The sequence below is a fragment of the Rhodoferax bucti genome, assembly GCF_005876985.1.
Classification (GTDB): Bacteria; Pseudomonadota; Gammaproteobacteria; order Burkholderiales; family Burkholderiaceae_C; genus Allorhodoferax; species Allorhodoferax bucti.
Map to the genome: position 1 here is coordinate 506,798 of NZ_VAHD01000003.1, position 15,251 is coordinate 522,048.

The 15,251-nt window shown below is 58.8% G+C and carries 16 protein-coding genes and 1 tRNA gene; 3 read left to right on the plus strand and 14 right to left on the minus strand.

What is annotated here, in order from left to right; all coding sequences use genetic code 11:
• Positions 1-23: 23 nt before the first annotated feature.
• From FDM28_RS13375 to FDM28_RS13385, 3 genes are read right to left on the minus strand one after another with little or no spacing between them, the layout of a single operon-like run.
• Positions 24-899: a DUF4394 domain-containing protein gene (locus tag FDM28_RS13375; protein ID WP_240792006.1), complete on the minus strand. Its 876-nt coding sequence runs from the start codon at positions 897-899 to the stop codon at positions 24-26.
• Positions 900-947: 48 nt separating this feature from the next.
• Positions 948-2,051 carry an NAD(P)/FAD-dependent oxidoreductase gene (locus FDM28_RS13380; RefSeq protein ID WP_138516315.1) on the minus strand — a complete coding sequence of 368 codons (1,104 nt, stop codon included), beginning with the start codon at positions 2,049-2,051 and terminating at the stop codon, positions 948-950.
• Positions 2,052-2,057: 6 nt separating this feature from the next.
• The gene (locus FDM28_RS13385) at positions 2,058-2,600 is read right to left on the minus strand and encodes a hypothetical protein (RefSeq protein WP_138515888.1); all 543 of its coding nucleotides are present in this window, start codon (positions 2,598-2,600) and stop codon (positions 2,058-2,060) included.
• 230 nt (positions 2,601-2,830) lie between these two features.
• Here FDM28_RS13385 and FDM28_RS13390 point away from each other — a divergent pair, with 230 nt between their 5' ends.
• Positions 2,831-3,508: a PilZ domain-containing protein gene (locus FDM28_RS13390; protein WP_138515890.1), complete on the plus strand. Its 678-nt coding sequence runs from the start codon at positions 2,831-2,833 to the stop codon at positions 3,506-3,508.
• A 163-nt stretch (positions 3,509-3,671) separates the two neighbouring features.
• Here the strand turns inward: FDM28_RS13390 and FDM28_RS13395 are convergent, their stop codons facing one another.
• From FDM28_RS13395 to uvrB, 11 genes are all read right to left on the minus strand, one after another.
• Positions 3,672-3,971, minus strand: a complete 300-nt coding sequence (locus FDM28_RS13395) for an H-NS histone family protein (protein WP_138515892.1) — start codon at positions 3,969-3,971, stop codon at positions 3,672-3,674.
• Positions 3,972-4,393: 422 nt separating this feature from the next.
• Positions 4,394-4,468: transfer RNA gene (locus FDM28_RS13400), tRNA-Val, on the minus strand.
• Between the two features lie 50 nt (positions 4,469-4,518).
• Complete coding sequence (dnaQ, locus tag FDM28_RS13405) at positions 4,519-5,229, minus strand: DNA polymerase III subunit epsilon (RefSeq protein ID WP_138515894.1); 711 nt, start codon at positions 5,227-5,229, stop codon at positions 4,519-4,521.
• Between the two features lie 8 nt (positions 5,230-5,237).
• Positions 5,238-5,576, minus strand: coding sequence for an ISC system 2Fe-2S type ferredoxin (gene fdx, locus FDM28_RS13410; protein WP_138515896.1), 339 nt, complete (start codon positions 5,574-5,576; stop codon positions 5,238-5,240).
• 9 nt (positions 5,577-5,585) lie between these two features.
• Positions 5,586-7,442: a Fe-S protein assembly chaperone HscA gene (gene hscA, locus FDM28_RS13415; RefSeq protein ID WP_138515898.1), complete on the minus strand. Its 1,857-nt coding sequence runs from the start codon at positions 7,440-7,442 to the stop codon at positions 5,586-5,588.
• Between the two features lie 11 nt (positions 7,443-7,453).
• Complete coding sequence (gene hscB / locus FDM28_RS13420) at positions 7,454-7,969, minus strand: Fe-S protein assembly co-chaperone HscB (protein WP_138515900.1); 516 nt, start codon at positions 7,967-7,969, stop codon at positions 7,454-7,456.
• The gene (gene iscA / locus FDM28_RS13425) at positions 7,966-8,289 is read right to left on the minus strand and encodes an iron-sulfur cluster assembly protein IscA (protein WP_138515903.1); all 324 of its coding nucleotides are present in this window, start codon (positions 8,287-8,289) and stop codon (positions 7,966-7,968) included. The genes hscB and iscA overlap by 4 nt, the downstream gene beginning before the upstream one ends.
• Before the next feature lies 1 nt (position 8,290).
• Complete coding sequence (gene iscU / locus FDM28_RS13430) at positions 8,291-8,677, minus strand: Fe-S cluster assembly scaffold IscU (protein WP_087493592.1); 387 nt, start codon at positions 8,675-8,677, stop codon at positions 8,291-8,293.
• 22 nt (positions 8,678-8,699) lie between these two features.
• Positions 8,700-9,920: an IscS subfamily cysteine desulfurase gene (locus tag FDM28_RS13435; RefSeq protein WP_138515905.1), complete on the minus strand. Its 1,221-nt coding sequence runs from the start codon at positions 9,918-9,920 to the stop codon at positions 8,700-8,702.
• A gap of 30 nt (positions 9,921-9,950) precedes the next feature.
• On the minus strand, positions 9,951-10,487 hold the full coding sequence (gene iscR / locus FDM28_RS13440; RefSeq protein WP_138515907.1) for a Fe-S cluster assembly transcriptional regulator IscR: 537 nt from the start codon (positions 10,485-10,487) through the stop codon (positions 9,951-9,953).
• Positions 10,488-10,602: 115 nt separating this feature from the next.
• A complete protein-coding gene (uvrB, locus tag FDM28_RS13445) occupies positions 10,603-12,726 on the minus strand; it encodes an excinuclease ABC subunit UvrB (RefSeq protein WP_240792007.1) in 2,124 nt (707 codons plus the stop codon).
• Positions 12,727-12,813: 87 nt separating this feature from the next.
• Here uvrB and FDM28_RS13450 point away from each other — a divergent pair, with 87 nt between their 5' ends.
• Complete coding sequence (locus FDM28_RS13450; protein ID WP_276611945.1) at positions 12,814-13,857, plus strand: NAD(P)H-dependent flavin oxidoreductase; 1,044 nt, start codon at positions 12,814-12,816, stop codon at positions 13,855-13,857.
• Between the two features lie 104 nt (positions 13,858-13,961).
• On the plus strand, positions 13,962-15,170 hold the full coding sequence (locus FDM28_RS13455) for an amino acid aminotransferase (protein ID WP_138515909.1): 1,209 nt from the start codon (positions 13,962-13,964) through the stop codon (positions 15,168-15,170).
• Positions 15,171-15,251: the final 81 nt, after the last annotated feature.

A 15,251-nucleotide genomic window follows, 5' to 3' on the forward strand; every position in this document is an offset into this window, starting at 1 on the left:
TTTCATAGCAAAAAAGAGCTGCTTCAGGGTTCGATTGCCATCCCCAGCACCTTGTCCCCATCGCCCATAGTGCCGATAAAGCGGCCCTTGCCGGTCTGCAAATCCACCGCATACAGCCGCGTCGTGGCGTGGGACTTCAAACGCACAGCGGCGTAAGCAGCGCCGCTGAGATCCGCAATGTCCATGCTGGCATCGGTCATGTCGGCAACGCCCAATGCCCCTACCGTGAACAGCTGGCCGGTGTTGAACGACACCACCGGCTGCACACCCTCCGCCGAGCCCATGGTCACCAGGTAGCCGCCGTTGCGGTCAATCGCGAAGTTGGTGGTGAGCTTGTCGTCCCGCTTGTTGTAGGTGTAGGCCACGGCCACCACCTCCGGCTTGGTGCCGGCGCGCTTGTCGGTGGGGGCGTAGGCTGGTGCAGGGTCGGTGGCCGCCAAGGCACCCGTGTCAGGGTGCAGGCGCACATTCTGGCCGCTACTGGTGATGACGCGCACCCGGTCTGCCACCGGGTTGAAGTCAACCCCCACGGCATCTCCCTGCAACGCCACTGCGGGGTTGCCAACGGGTTTCAGCGCGCCGCTGGCGGTGTCCACCGTGTACAGCCGGCCGGACCGGCCCAGCGCATAGAGCATGCCCTTGGCAATGCGGTAATCGATGCCAACCAGCATGTCCCCCGCCGCCAGCCCGGTAAGACGCACCCGTTGCAAGACTTTGGTGGGCTGGTTGGATTGAATGGTCAAGAGCTCCAACTTTTCGGTCAGCACCTGTAAAGTCTCGGGGTGGGCTTGCGGAGCCGAGCCCGTCACCATGGCACAACCCGCTATCGCTACCACACCGAGCCCGGCAACCCCGCGGGCCGCCCAGGACGCCAGTGTCATTGTTTGCTTAACTTGCATAAGGATCCCTTTTCCGTCAACAACCCGTCTGTATGAAATACACCTGCGTCACGCATGCGCGACCAACGCGGCCACATGCTGGCCGATGGCCAGGGCACTCGTCAAGCCCGGCGACTCGATGCCGAACAGATTCACCCAGCCGGGCACACCATGCTCCGCGCTTGTCTGAATCACAAAATCTGCAGAAGGTTCATCCGGCCCCGAAATTTTGGGCCGCATGCCCGAATAGGCGGCGTGCAGCGCACCATCTTGCAAGCCGGGCCAGTATTTGCGAATTTCGGCATAGAAGGCATCTCCCCGTGCAGGGTTGACCTCCAGATCATGGACCTCATCCACCCATTGCACATCGGGCCCGAAGCGGGCTTGGCCGCCCAAGTCCAGGGTCAGATGCACCCCCAAACCGGCTGCCTCCGGCACCGGGTAAATCAGGCGCTGAAATGGCGAGCGCCCTGAGAGTGAAAAATAATTGCCTTTGGCAAAGTACGGCGTGGGAATGGCCTGCGCCCGCATGCCACGGCAACGGCGTGCCACCGCACAGGCTTGCAGCCCGGCCGCGTTCACCACCGTGTTGGCTTGCAGCAGCGTGCCATCAACCGCTTCCAATTTGATAGCACCCTGCGAATATTCCGACTGCGCTACAGCCGAATTGACTGCCAAAGCACCGCCAGCCGCCTCCAGATCTGCCAGCAAAGACAGCATGAAACTGTGGCTGTCCAGAATACCGGTAGAAGGAGAGTGCAGCGCGCCCACACACTGCAACTGCGGCTCCAGCGCCTGCGCTTGTGCGGCATCGAGCAGCACCAGGTCGTGCACCCCGTTGGCGCGCGCCTTGGCATCGATCTGCCGCAATGCGTCGAGTTGCGCGGGCTGGGTGGCCACTATCAATTTGCCGCAGCGCTGGTGTGGCAACTGCCGCTCCTGCAGATAGGCATACAGCAGCGACTTGCCCTCCACACACAGACGCGCCTTCCAGGAGCCCGCCGGGTAGTAAATACCGGCGTGAATCACCTCGCTATTGCGCGCACTGGTCTGGGTGCCAAATGCCTCGCAGGCTTCGAGCACTAGCACCTCGCGCCCGGCTTGCGCCAAGCTGCGAGCCACCGCCAAACCCACAACACCCGCACCGATCACCACCACATCGACCTGTTCCATCGTCATTTACGGGGTCGGTTTGGTCGCGTCAGTGGCGCGTGCCATAGCGGGAGACAAGTAGGCTTGCGCTTCTGCCTCGTGCATGCCGAATACCAAGGCGGCGGGCTTTTCCTGGTAGGTGCCGGAGGCAAATCCTTTCACCTCATTGATCAGGTAGAAAGCCATGTCGAACATGGCGCCGTCGCTGCAGCGCATGTCGATGCGGCCCTGCACCGTGCCACTGAAACGCAAAGAGCCCGCGCAACTGGCGATGACTGCACCCGGCCCGCTCATACCACTCACACCACTTGCCACGGTCGCTGCATTTCCACCGGTACCACCGGTCGCCGCAGCAACGCTCACACGCACTTCGCCAGTGCGGTCCGGGCGCAACAACATCTCGCCGGTCAAGGTCTGGTTGGCCACCACCAGGGTAGCGGGTTTGCCGGTGCCCGCAAGTACCCAGCCCACATGCTCCACGCCTGCGCAACCAGCCAGACCGCCCCACGCTGCCGCGCCTACAAGCACGCCTTGGAGCATGCGAACAGCGGATTTTTGTGACTTATTCATCTGCCCTTCCTCCTGCCGTGCGGAATGCATGGCGGTGTACCATCTTAGTGACTGCGGCCACGCCCGATGCGCTGAATAGCGCGTGGCCTTGCAGACATTTTGCCGTCTCATGCTGGCCGTGGTAGTTGTCACCGCACCACCCCGGCAGCGACGGTCAAAATGCCGAATTTTTTGACAAAACGGCCAGAAGCGCTCGCCAAACTCGCGTAAAGCGCTACAAAAGGAGGAGCATGCAACAAGAAGCAGATACCGACACCGTGCAGCGCCTGCCGCTCAAAGCCTTGGGCCTGCGCTCTGGCATGGCTTTACAAACACGCCGGCTGGTAGAGGGCACCAGCAAAACCGAAGCCCAGTTTTTCGGCGCCATTGAGGGCAAGGGCGTCATGGTCGGCCCTGCCAGCACTGATGCAGAGCAAACCGGGCTCACCCCCGGTGAAGTGTGCATCGTGCGGGGATTTACCGGCCAGTTTGAATTTTCATTTTTAAGCAAGGTATTGCAGACCTTTGAAAAACCATTTGCCTACGCCCTGCTCGCTTACCCCGCGCAGGTAGATGCCAAGCAAGTGCGGCAATCCTTGCGCACCAAGGTGGCGTGGCCTGCGGCGGTGCGCGTCGGTGGGCAGAGTGCATTTCAATCGGTTACTTTGGTGGACTTGAGCCTGCATGGCGCCATGGTGCGCAGTCATACTGCTTTGGGCAGCGTGGGCGATGCCATCACCCTCCAATTGGAAGGCAGTATGGATACTGCGCCCATCACCGTGCAAATCCAAGCCCAACTCTGCCATCACAGCCGCCCCATGGGGCAGGACGTATTTATTGCAGGCATGGCATTCAAAGAAGTAAGCGCAGAAGACAAACTCAAACTGCACTACTTGACTGCTAACACCTCGGCGGAGTCCATGTCATAAACCCACCAGAGGGTAATGCAGCCTTTACGCTTATTTTTGGTGCGCCATACTTGAATCCATCTGATTGCGCAGTGTGACCGAACACTCAAACAGACAAACTCCTAGCTCCATCAGACGTAAAAAAGCCCACATGCAGTGGGCTTTTAAACCGCGTAGGCGCTTATTACGCAATTGCGTAATCTGCCTTGTTTTTACCTGCCAGCCATTTAGGAGCCAAACCACGGCCGCTCCATGTTTTACCAGAAACGGGGTCACGGTACTTGGCGGCTACTTTGTTGGTCACCTTCTCACCGGACTTTGCGCGGCGAACGGCAGTACCGAACACGTCAGCGGCGGTCAAGCCGTGCGCTTCTACCAGTGATTTCACTTGCGCAATTGCATTGGCCAATTCACTTTGTCGTTGCGCCGCAATTTGGGCTTCCAAGGCTTCTTTTTGTGCGATCAGGTCTTGCAATGTAGTCACAGTTTGCTTCTCCAGTAATAAGTGTTGCCGAGTATAACGGTTACTTAATAAAAAGCTACTTTAATTACAGCGCCAGAACCTCCAAACCTTATAAGGAGCGTTGTCTTTACTATTTTTTACCCTTGAATTCGTAGCGTGAACTAAATCCGCCACCGCTAGCAGCCATATTCACGATACTGACGTTGAATAGAAGCCCGCGATTTCCTACACATCCAGAAGGTAAGCGCTAATGCAACGGCACATAGTTCATTCAAACAGAATATAAGTAGCGGCTGTACAAGGAGCACCCACAAAACATGGTTTGTGTATGAATAAGGCACGCTGCATGCCACACGCCCTAGCGAGGCGCAGCGTCATTGAGAGATGAAATGGGAGATGAAAAACAAAAAAGCCTTCTAAGCAGAACTTAGAAGGCTTTAATTTGGTGGGCGATGCAAGTTTCGAACTTGCGACCCCTGCAGTGTGAATGCAGTGCTCTACCCCTGAGCTAATCGCCCTTGAAACTGTGTTTCCGTATCAAGGAAGCCTCAAATTATATACCATTTTTTCAGGCCGCGAGCTTCCAGACTGTTTTTCCTCCACTGGATTTGTCCAGTTGGGTCAAAACATCGTCATGTGCAGCCAGCTCTTGGGCATTGGCTTCCAGCACCGGCAGCTCCATGCTGCGCAGATCCAGCTGCTCCACCACAATGCCCGCCTCCTGCGGTGCGCTACTCTCCATAAGCAAAGCATCTTGCCCCCGCGTCATGTTGATGTACACGTCGGCCAGCAACTCCGCATCCAACAAAGCACCGTGCAAGGTACGGCCGGAGTTGTCTACCTCCAGACGGTCACACAGGGCGTCCAGGCTGTTGCGCTTACCGGGGAACATTTCCTTGGCCATGACCAAGGTGTCCAGCACGCCTGCCACATAGCTCTTGAATGTCTTGCGGCCCGTGCGGGCCAGCTCCATGTCCAGAAAGGACAAGTCAAACGGAGCGTTGTGAATGATGATTTCAGCATCCGCCACATAGTCCACCAGCTGCTGTGCAATCGCTTCGAACTTGGGCTTATCGCTCAGAAACTGGGTGGTCAAGCCGTGAACGCGCAGAGCACCCTCGTCACTGTCCCGGCCAGGGTTCAGGTAGAAATGCAGGTTGTTACCGGTGAGCTTGCGGTTTACCAGCTCCACACAGCCAATTTCCACCATCCGGTCCGGCCGGTCAGGGTGGTTGGCATAAAAACCGGTGGTTTCCGTGTCCAGAACAATTTGGCGCATGGCGGGCCTCAGTGGTTCTCTTTGGCGTGGTTAATCGAGTACTTGGGTATCTGAACGGTCAAATCCTGCTGGGCCAAGTACGCCTGGCAACTCAAGCGCGAGTTCGGCTCCAGGCCCCAAGCACGGTCCAGCAGATCCTCTTCCGTCTCTTCCGCTGCGTTCAGGGAGCCGAGCCCCTCCCGCACGATGACGTGGCAGGTAGTACATGCGCAGCTCATGTCACAGGCGTGTTCGATGGCGATGCCGTTCTCCAACAAGGCCTCGCAAATCGAGGTGCCCGGCGCGGCCTTCAGCTCGGCACCGTCAGGGCAATACTCAGGGTGCGGAAGAATTTTGATGATGGGCATAGGTCTTACTCAAATAGATTCGATGTTCTTACCGGCCAGGGCTTTGGAAATGCCGCGGTTCATGCGCATGGCGGCAAAGGGTTCAGTCACGTCCGCCAGTTTTTTGATGACCGCTTCAATTACGGCGGGGTCGGTAGAGGTCAGTGCGTTCGTCACCTGCAGCAAGGCGTCATCCACCGCAGCACGTTCGTCCCCGGCCAACAAGTCTCCGTCCACCTCCAGCGCGCTCCGTGTGGCCAGCAGCAAGCGGTCTGCGTCGACACGGGCTTCCACCAAAGCACGTGCACGCATGTCCGCTTCTGCGGTGCTGAAGCTGTCTTTGAGCATGGTGGCAATCTGCTCATCGGTGAGCCCGTACGAAGGCTTTACATCAATGCGCGCCTCGACACCACTCACCTGCTCTTTGGCCGACACATTCAACAACCCATCGGCGTCCACGGTGAAAGTTACACGTATACGGGCGGCACCCGCCGCCATTGGGGGAATACCACGCAACTCAAACCGCGCCAGGCTGCGGCAATCCGCCACCAGATCGCGCTCCCCTTGTACGACATGGAGCGCCAGCGCGGTTTGCCCGTCTTTGTAGGTGGTGAAGTCTTGCGCCATGGCCGTGGGGATGGTCTGGTTGCGAGGCACGATACGCTCTACCAAACCGCCCATCGTTTCAACGCCCAGCGACAAAGGAATCACGTCCAGCAACAGCAAATCACCCGACGGGTTGTTGCCCGCTAACTGGTTCGCCTGGATGGCCGCACCCAGCGCCACCACCTCGTCCGGATTCAAGTTGGTCAATGGCGCTTGGCCAAAAAACTCGCCCACCGCGCGCTGGATTTGTGGCATGCGGGTAGAGCCACCAACCAGCACCACGCCCTTCACCTCGTCCTTGCCCAAGCCGGCATCCCGCAACGCTTTGCGCACCGCTTGCAAGGTACGCGCAGTAAGCGGCTGGGTAGCGGCTTCGAACTCTTCCCGATTCAATGACAAGTCGATCTCGCCGCTGGACAACTCCACTTCCACGGTCGCGATATCTTCCAAGGACAAAGCCTCTTTGCACGCTCTGGCCTGTGCCATCAAACGCGCTTGGTCTTCATGGCTAGCGGTTGCCAACCCACTGCGCTGCAAGAGCAAATCTGCCAAAGCGCGGTCGTAATCATCGCCGCCCAAAGCGGAGTCTCCACCGGTCGCCAGCACTTCAAACACGCCTTGCGACAGCCGCAATATGGAAATATCAAACGTGCCGCCACCCAAGTCATAAATGGCGTACACCCCTTCGGCAGCATTGTCCAAGCCATAGGCGATAGCGGCAGCCGTCGGCTCGTTGATCAGTCGCAGCACATTCAGGCCGGCAAGCTGGGCGGCGTCTTTGGTGGCCTGGCGTTGTGCGTCATCAAAGTACGCGGGCACGGTAATGACCGCACCGTAAATATCGTCGTTAAAACTGTCCTCCGCCCGGAAACGCAGGGTCGCCAGAATTTCAGCGCTAATCTCCACCGGACTTTTGATACCAGCGATCGTGCGAATGCGCGCCATGCCCGGCTCATTGACCAAGGCATACGGTAGCTTTTCAACCTGCACCACATCGGCCACGCCGCGCCCCATCAAGCGCTTGACCGAGGCAATCGTATTACCAGGATCCATCGTTTGATTCGCCAGCGCATCAAACCCGATTTGCCTGCGATCAGCGTCCAGATAACGCACTACACTAGGCAGCACTAAACGCCCCTGGGCATCGGGCAAGCATTCAGACACACCATTGCGCACAGCGGCAACCAAGGAGTGGGTGGTTCCCAAATCGATGCCTACCGCGATGCGGCGCTCGTGGGGATTGGGAGACTGACCAGGTTCAGAAATTTGCAAAAGCGCCATGACAACTCACACTATTCCAATTGATCCAAGCGCTGATTCAGGTCTTGGGCGAACTTATCGATAAACATCAATGCCCGAACACTGCCAACCGCTGCGGCGGGGTCTTGCCGCTGGTCCAGATGCTGCTCGCACTGTTGCAGCAAGTCCTTGCGTGCCGCTTGCACCTCGGCGAGCAACTGCTCCAGGGCGTCAGCATCGGCGGAATCGTCCAGCGCCTCACGCCACTCCATCTGCTGCATCAAAAACTGCGTGGGCATGGCGGTATTGCTGTGGGCCTGTATGGGAAACCCAGCCAATTCACACAAATAGGCGGCCCGTTTGAGCGGGTCTTTCAGGCGTTGGTAGGCTTCATTAATGCGCACCGACCACTGCATGGCCACGCGCTGGGCTGCAGGTCCGTGCGACGCAAATTTGTCAGGATGGGCCTCGCGCTGCAGCTCTTTCCAGCGCGCGTCCACGCTCGCACGGTCCTGCGCAAACCCTTGCTTCAGACCGAACAGCGCAAAGTCATCGTCTTGCAGGTTCACACGCGAAACGACTCACCGCAACCGCACTTGTCGCGCTCATTGGGGTTGTTGAAACGAAAACCTTCGTTCAGCCCTTCGCGCACAAAGTCCAGCTGGGTGCCGTCGATATAGGCAAGGCTCTTGGGATCCACCAGCACTTTCACGCCGTGACCTTCAAAGACCACGTCTTCGGGCGCCAGCTCGTCCACGTATTCGAGCTGATAGGCCAGGCCCGAACACCCGGTCGTCTTCACGCCCAAGCGAACGCCAACGCCCTTACCGCGCTTGGTCAAATACCGGGTGACGTGCCGTGCAGCAGCCTCTGTCAGAGTGACGGCCATATCAGTTCAGGTGCTTTTTCTTGTAGTCATCCACGGCTGCCTTGATAGCGTCTTCCGCCAGGATGGAGCAGTGAATTTTCACGGGAGGCAGTGCGAGCTCTTCAGCGATCTGGCTGTTTTTCAGGGCAGCAGCTTCATCGAGCGTTTTGCCTTTGACCCACTCGGTCACCAAGGAGCTGGATGCGATGGCAGAACCGCAGCCATAGGTCTTGAAACGGGCGTCTTCAATCACGCCGGTTTGGGGGTTGACCTTGATCTGCAATTTCATCACGTCGCCGCACGCGGGCGCACCCACCATGCCAGTGCCCACAGACTCGTCGCCCTTGTCAAAAGAGCCGACATTGCGGGGGTTTTCGTAGTGGTCAACGACCTTGTCTGAATATGCCATTTTGCTTACCTCGTAACTTTGATCAGTGCGCTGCCCACTGGATGGTGGACAGGTCGATACCTTCTTTGTACATGTCCCACAAGGGACTCAAATCGCGCAGTTTGGCCACGTTTTGCTTGATGGTGTCCACCGCATAGTCAATATCTGCTTCGGTCGTCCAACGACCAATCGTCATACGCAAGCTGCTGTGGGCCAGCTCATCGCTACGACCCAACGCACGCAGCACATAGCTGGGCTCCAAGGACGCAGAGGTACATGCTGAGCCGCTGCTCACCGCCAGACCCTTGATGCCCATGATCAGCGACTCGCCCTCAACATAGTTGAAGCTCATGTTCAGGTTATGGGGAACACGCTTGTCTTTGTGACCATTGATAAAGACCTGCTCAATGCCTTCCAGCCCGGCCAACATGCGGTCGTGCAACGCCTTGATGCGCTTGTTTTCTTCGTGCATCTCTTCCTTGGCAATGCGGTAAGCCTCGCCCATCCCCACGATTTGGTGGGTCGGCAGCGTGCCACTGCGCATGCCACGCTCATGGCCGCCGCCGTGCATTTGAGCTTCCAGGCGAATGCGTGGCTTGCGGCGCACAAACAGAGCACCTATGCCCTTGGGACCATAGGTCTTGTGGGAGGTCAAGCTCATCAAATCGATGGGCAACCGGGTCATATCAATATCTACACGGCCGGTCGCTTGCGCGGCATCCACATGGAAGATCACGCCCTTTTCGCGGCAGGCGTTACCAATCGCCGTAACGTCTTGAATGACGCCGATTTCGTTATTCACAAACATGACGCTGGCCAGAATGGTGTCCGGACGAATGGCTGCCTTGAAAGCATCCAGATTCACCAGACCATCTTCCTGCACATCAAGGTAAGTCACCTCAAAGCCCTGGCGCTCCAGCTCGCGGCAGGTATCCAGCACTGCCTTGTGCTCGGTTTTCACCGTGATGATGTGCTTACCCTTGCTCTTGTAGAACTGTGCTGCACCTTTGAGGGCGAGGTTGTTGGACTCGGTGGCACCCGACGTCCAGACGATTTCCCGAGGGTCGGCATTGATCAGCGAGGCCACTTGTTCGCGTGCCTTCTCTACTGCGGCTTCCGCTTCCCAGCCCCAAGCGTGGCTGCGGGAAGCCGGGTTACCAAAGTGGTTACGCAGCCAAGGGACCATGGCATCCACCACCCGCTCGTCGCAGGGGTTGGTGGCGCTGTAATCCATGTAAATCGGGAAATGAGGTGTGGTGTCCATAGCTGGCTCGATGCTGGCTGTCAGTAAAAATCAGGATTTAGAAAAAACGTTACCTAATGCGAACACCGAATTCGGGGCATTCACACGGATGGGCTTCACTACCGGCATGGCAGAAATAGCGCGCTTGATGGTGGGCTTGTCCTCAATTTGCAGGCCCTTGGCCAGCTGGTCGTCCACCAGCTTTTGCAAGGTGACCGAGTCCAGAAACTCCACCATGCGGGTGTTCAAAGACGCCCACAGGTCATGGGTCATGCAGCGGGCGCCCTCGCCCAGGCAGTTTTCTTTGCCGCTGCATTGGGTGGCATCGATCGGCTCATCCACGGAGGTGATGATTTCCGCTACGGTAATGTCAGAGGCCTTGCGAGCCAAGGTGTAACCGCCACCGGGGCCCCGGGTGGATTCCACAAGGTCATGGCGGCGCAGTTTGCCGAAGAGCTGCTCCAGGTACGACAAAGAAATTTGCTGGCGCTGGCTGATCGCTGCCAACGTCACGGGCCCGGAGCTTTGGCGCAGGCCCAGATCGATCATCGCGGTGACCGCAAAACGGCCTTTGGTGGTGAGACGCATCGCTTGCTCCTTCGGGTGGGTTATTGACTAGCGGACTCAAGTATAGCACTCAACCCCGCAGTTCAGTCGGGTAAGCAGACTGATCAGTCTATGTACCCGATAGGATTAGTCAACTTTACAGGCTCACGATGTTGTCGGACCCCGGTGCACCGAATGCCTGCTCTTTCAGGATGGTCAATTGGTCGCGCACGCGCGCGGCTTTTTCGAACTCCAAATTGCGAGCGTGCTCCATCATCAGTTTCTCCAGGCGCTTGATTTCGCGGGAAATATCCTTCTCGCTCATGTCCTCTACCTGCGCGCGCTGCTGGGCATCACGCTCCAAGCGCTCGGCTTCCTTGCCGGCCTTTTCGCTGTACACGCCGTCAATCAGATCACGCACCTTCTTCACAATGGCTTTGGGGGTAATGCCACGCTCAAGGTTGTGGGCAATCTGCTTCTTACGGCGCCGCTCGGTTTCCCCGATGGCCCGCGCCATGGAGTCCGTAATTTTGTCGGCATACAAAATCGCCTTGCCTTCCAGATTACGGGCCGCGCGACCAATCGTTTGAATCAAAGAACGCTCTGAGCGCAAGAAGCCTTCTTTGTCAGCATCCAGAATGGCCACCAGTGACACCTCCGGGATATCCAAGCCCTCGCGCAGCAAGTTGATACCCACCAACACGTCAAAAGTGCCCAGCCGCAAGTCGCGCAATATCTCCACACGCTCCACCGTGTCCACATCGCTGTGCAGATAGCGCACCTTGACGCCGTTGTCCGTCAGGTAGTCCGTCAGCTGCTCCGCCATGCGCTTGGTGAGCGTCGTGATCAACACCCGTTCGTTTTTGTCCACCCGGATGCGGATTTCCTGCAGCACATCGTCCACCTGGGTGCCGGCAGGCCGCACTTCCACCTCGGGGTCGACCAAGCCGGTGGGGCGCACCACCTGCTCCACCACCTGGCCGGCGTGCTCGTTTTCCCATTGGGCGGGCGTAGCAGACACAAAGACGACCTGGCGCATCTTGGTTTCGAACTCTTCAAACTTCAGCGGCCGGTTGTCCAAGGCGCTGGGCAGACGGAAACCGTACTCCACCAGCGTGGTCTTCCGCGCCCGGTCGCCGTTGTACATACCCCCAAACTGACCGATCAACACGTGGCTCTCGTCCAGAAACATCAACGCGTCTTTGGGCAAATAGTCGGTCAGCGTAGACGGTGGTTCGCCGGGGGCGGAACCACTCAGATGGCGCGAGTAGTTTTCAATGCCCTTGCAATGCCCCACTTCACTGAGCATTTCCAAATCAAACCGGGTGCGCTGTTCCAGGCGCTGCGCCTCCACCAGCTTGCCCATACCCACAAACTCCTTGAGCCGGTCTGCCAGCTCGGTCTTGATGGCTTCCACTGCCGACAGCACTTGTTCCCGGGGTGTCACATAGTGGCTACTGGGGTACACAGTGAAGCGGGGAATCTTCTGGCGAATGCGCCCGGTCAACGGGTCAAACAGCTGCAGGCTCTCGATTTCGTCATCAAACAGCTCCACCCGAATCGCCATTTCAGAGTGTTCCGCCGGAAAGATGTCGATGGTGTCACCGCGCACGCGGAAGGCGCCGCGGCTGAAATCCATATCGTTGCGCTGGTACTGCATGCGAACCAGTTGGGCAATCATGTCGCGCTGGCCCATTCGGTCGCCGGTGCGCAAGGTCATTACCATCTGGTGGTAGCTCTCGGGTTTGCCGATACCGTAAATGGCCGACACCGTGGCCACGATCACCACATCGCGCCGCTCCAGCAGGCTCTTGGTGCACGAGAGGCGCATCTGCTCAATGTGCTCGTTGATCGCGCTGTCTTTCTCGATAAACAAGTCGCGCTGCGGCACATAAGCCTCGGGCTGGTAGTAGTCGTAGTAGCTGACGAAATACTCCACCGCGTTTTTGGGGAAAAACTCGCGGAATTCACTGTACAACTGCGCCGCCAACGTTTTGTTAGGCGCAAACACAATGGCCGGGCGCCCCAGGCGGGCGATCACATTGGCCATGGTGAAGGTTTTGCCTGAGCCGGTCACCCCCAACAGCGTCTGAAACACCTCGCCGTCTTCCACACCACTGACCAACTGGTCGATGGCAGTAGGCTGGTCACCCGCCGGGGGATAAGGCTGGTACAGCTCAAACGGCGAGTCCGGGTAACTGACAAAGGTGCCGGTGCGTACCTGCTCCGAGGCGTCGTTCTCCACAACAGCAAGAGGGGCGGGATTCTTGGAAGCAGGCATGGCAAGTCCGGTCGGCAGTCAAAAAAAGAAGCAAAAGCAGCGAAAGATGAGACTGTAGACTAGCCACGCCACTGCACAGGAGACGCGTTGGAAAACACTTTGTTTCCGGGGGTACGACTCCCGCTCATGCAAGCGCCCATGGCCGGCGCGCAAGGGGCGGCGCTGGCCGCTGCTGTTTGTGAAGCCGGAGCTCTGGGTTCCGTGCCCGCCGCCATGCTCACCGCAGACACCCTGGATGCGGAGCTCCGCAAGCTGCAAACGCTGACACAGCGGCCCTACAACGTCAACTTTTTCTGCCACGAGGCACCTGCGCCCTCTCCCCGAGCCGAAGCGGCCTGGCGCCAAGCCCTGCAGCCTCATTACCAGCAGTGGGGCCTTACCGAGGCGGACATCACTCCCGGGCCCGGCCGGGCTCCCTTCTCTGCGGCCATGGCCGAAGTGCTGGAAGCATTCCGCCCTGCAGTAGTGAGTTTTCATTTTGGTTTGCCCGCGCCCGATTTACTGGCCCGTGTGAAAGCGATGGGCTCGCTGGTGCTTTCATCTGCCACCACCCTGGAGGAGGGGCTCTGGCTGCAGGCCCATGGCGCAGACATAGTCATCGCACAAGGCGTGGAAGCGGGCGGCCACCGCGGCATGTTTTTAAGCAATGACCTGCACAGCCAAATTCCGCTGCGCGACTTACTCGCCCAACTCACCCAAGCCCTACAAATTCCGGTGATCGCCGCGGGAGGCATTGTGGATGCCGAGGCGGTGGCCACTGCCATGGCCCGCGGAGCAGCGGGGGTGCAAGCCGGAACCGCCTACCTCACCTGCCACGAAAGCAGCACCAGCGCCTTGCACCGCCAAGCCTTGCAAAATCCGGCGGGTGCGCAAACGGCGCTGACCAACGTATTCACCGGCCGACCGGCCCGCGGCATCCTGAACCATGCCATGCGCAGCCTGGGGCCCATATCCCCCGTGGCGCCCGCTTTTCCGCTCGCAACAGCAGCCATGGCCCCCTTGCGTGCGAAGGCCGAAGCAGCGGGCTCCAGCGACTTCAGCCCGCTGTGGTCCGGGCAAAACACCCGTGGCTGCCTCTCTACCAGTGCAGCAGAAACCACGCACCGCCTGGCAGCCGGCTTTGGCTACTAACGCGCGGCTTATCGGGCACCACGGCGGTGCCCCTTAAAATACCGGCTTCTCTCCGGGGCCTCCACCGGGCCTCTTTGTCGCTCCCCTCCGCACAGGACTTATCCATGTCTCTCTTTACCGCCGTCGAAATGGCTCCCCGCGACCCCATCCTGGGTCTGAACGAACAATTCAACGCTGACACCAACCCCAACAAAGTGAACCTGGGCGTGGGCGTGTACTTCGACGACAACGGCAAACTGCCCCTGCTGCAATGCGTGCAAGCGGCTGAAAAGACCATGATGGACAAACCCACTGCACGCGGCTACCTGCCTATCGACGGTATTGCCGCCTACGACGCGGCAGTCAAGGGCCTGGTTTTCGGTGCTGACTCCGACGTGGTCAAAAGCGGCCGCGTGGCGACCGTGCAAGCCATTGGCGGCACCGGCGGTTTGAAAATCGGCGCAGACTTTCTGAAGAAAATCAGCCCCAACGCGACCGTGCTGATCTCGGACCCCAGCTGGGAAAACCACCGCGCGCTGTTCACCAATGCCGGCTTCCCCGTGGACACCTATCCCTACTTCGACCAGAGCGCCAACGGCGGTCTGGGCGGCATCAACTTTGAAGGCATGCTGGCCAAGTTGAGCAGCGCCGCAGAAGGCACCATCGTGCTGCTGCACGCTTGCTGCCACAACCCCACCGGTTACGACATCACTGCCGCCCAGTGGGACCAGGTGATCGCTGTGGTCAAGGCGCGCAAACTGACTGCCTTCCTGGACATGGCCTACCAAGGCTTCGGCTACGGCATCGCTGAAGACGGCGCCGTCATCGCCAAGTTTGTGGCGGCTGAACTGAACATTTTTGTGTCCACCAGCTTCTCCAAGAGCTTCAGCCTGTACGGCGAGCGCGTGGGCGCCCTGAGCGTGGTCGGCAGCAGCAAGGAAGAAACCGACCGCGTCCTGAGCCAGCTCAAGATCGCGATCCGTACCAACTACTCCAACCCACCCACCCACGGTGGTGCCATCGTGGCTGCCGTGTTGAACAACCCCGAGCTGCGTGCCCAGTGGGAACAGGAACTCGGCGAAATGCGCGTGCGCATCAAGGCCATGCGCCAGAAGCTGGTTGACGGCCTCAAGGCCGCCGGCGTGGCCAAGGACATGTCCTTCATCACCACCCAGATCGGCATGTTCAGCTACTCCGGCCTGTCCAAAGACCAGATGGTGCGCCTGCGCTCCGAGTTCGGCGTCTACGGGACCGACACCGGCCGCATGTGCGTTGCTGCCCTGAACAGCAAGAACATCGACTACGTCTGCCAGGCGATCGCCAAGGTCGTTTAAGTCGTGACCACGGGGCCTTGGCCCCGGGCGGGCAGCTACTATTTTGATAGCTGCCCGCGCATATTCCACGGGCGCTATTGA

Coding starts and splice junctions, on each gene's coding strand:
- FDM28_RS13375 (WP_240792006.1), bottom strand. CDS start 899: ATGCAAGTTAAGCAAACAATGACACTGGCGTCCTGGGCGGCCCGCGGG.
- FDM28_RS13380 (WP_138516315.1), bottom strand. CDS start 2,051: ATGGAACAGGTCGATGTGGTGGTGATCGGTGCGGGTGTTGTGGGTTTG.
- FDM28_RS13385 (WP_138515888.1), bottom strand. CDS start 2,600: ATGAATAAGTCACAAAAATCCGCTGTTCGCATGCTCCAAGGCGTGCTT.
- FDM28_RS13390 (WP_138515890.1), top strand. CDS start 2,831: ATGCAACAAGAAGCAGATACCGACACCGTGCAGCGCCTGCCGCTCAAA.
- dnaQ (WP_138515894.1), bottom strand. CDS start 5,229: ATGCGCCAAATTGTTCTGGACACGGAAACCACCGGTTTTTATGCCAAC.
- fdx (WP_138515896.1), bottom strand. CDS start 5,576: ATGCCCATCATCAAAATTCTTCCGCACCCTGAGTATTGCCCTGACGGT.
- hscA (WP_138515898.1), bottom strand. CDS start 7,442: ATGGCGCTTTTGCAAATTTCTGAACCTGGTCAGTCTCCCAATCCCCAC.
- iscA (WP_138515903.1), bottom strand. CDS start 8,289: ATGGCCGTCACTCTGACAGAGGCTGCTGCACGGCACGTCACCCGGTAT.
- iscU (WP_087493592.1), bottom strand. CDS start 8,677: ATGGCATATTCAGACAAGGTCGTTGACCACTACGAAAACCCCCGCAAT.
- FDM28_RS13435 (WP_138515905.1), bottom strand. CDS start 9,920: ATGGACACCACACCTCATTTCCCGATTTACATGGATTACAGCGCCACC.
- iscR (WP_138515907.1), bottom strand. CDS start 10,487: ATGCGTCTCACCACCAAAGGCCGTTTTGCGGTCACCGCGATGATCGAT.
- uvrB (WP_240792007.1), bottom strand. CDS start 12,726: ATGCCTGCTTCCAAGAATCCCGCCCCTCTTGCTGTTGTGGAGAACGAC.
- FDM28_RS13455 (WP_138515909.1), top strand. CDS start 13,962: ATGTCTCTCTTTACCGCCGTCGAAATGGCTCCCCGCGACCCCATCCTG.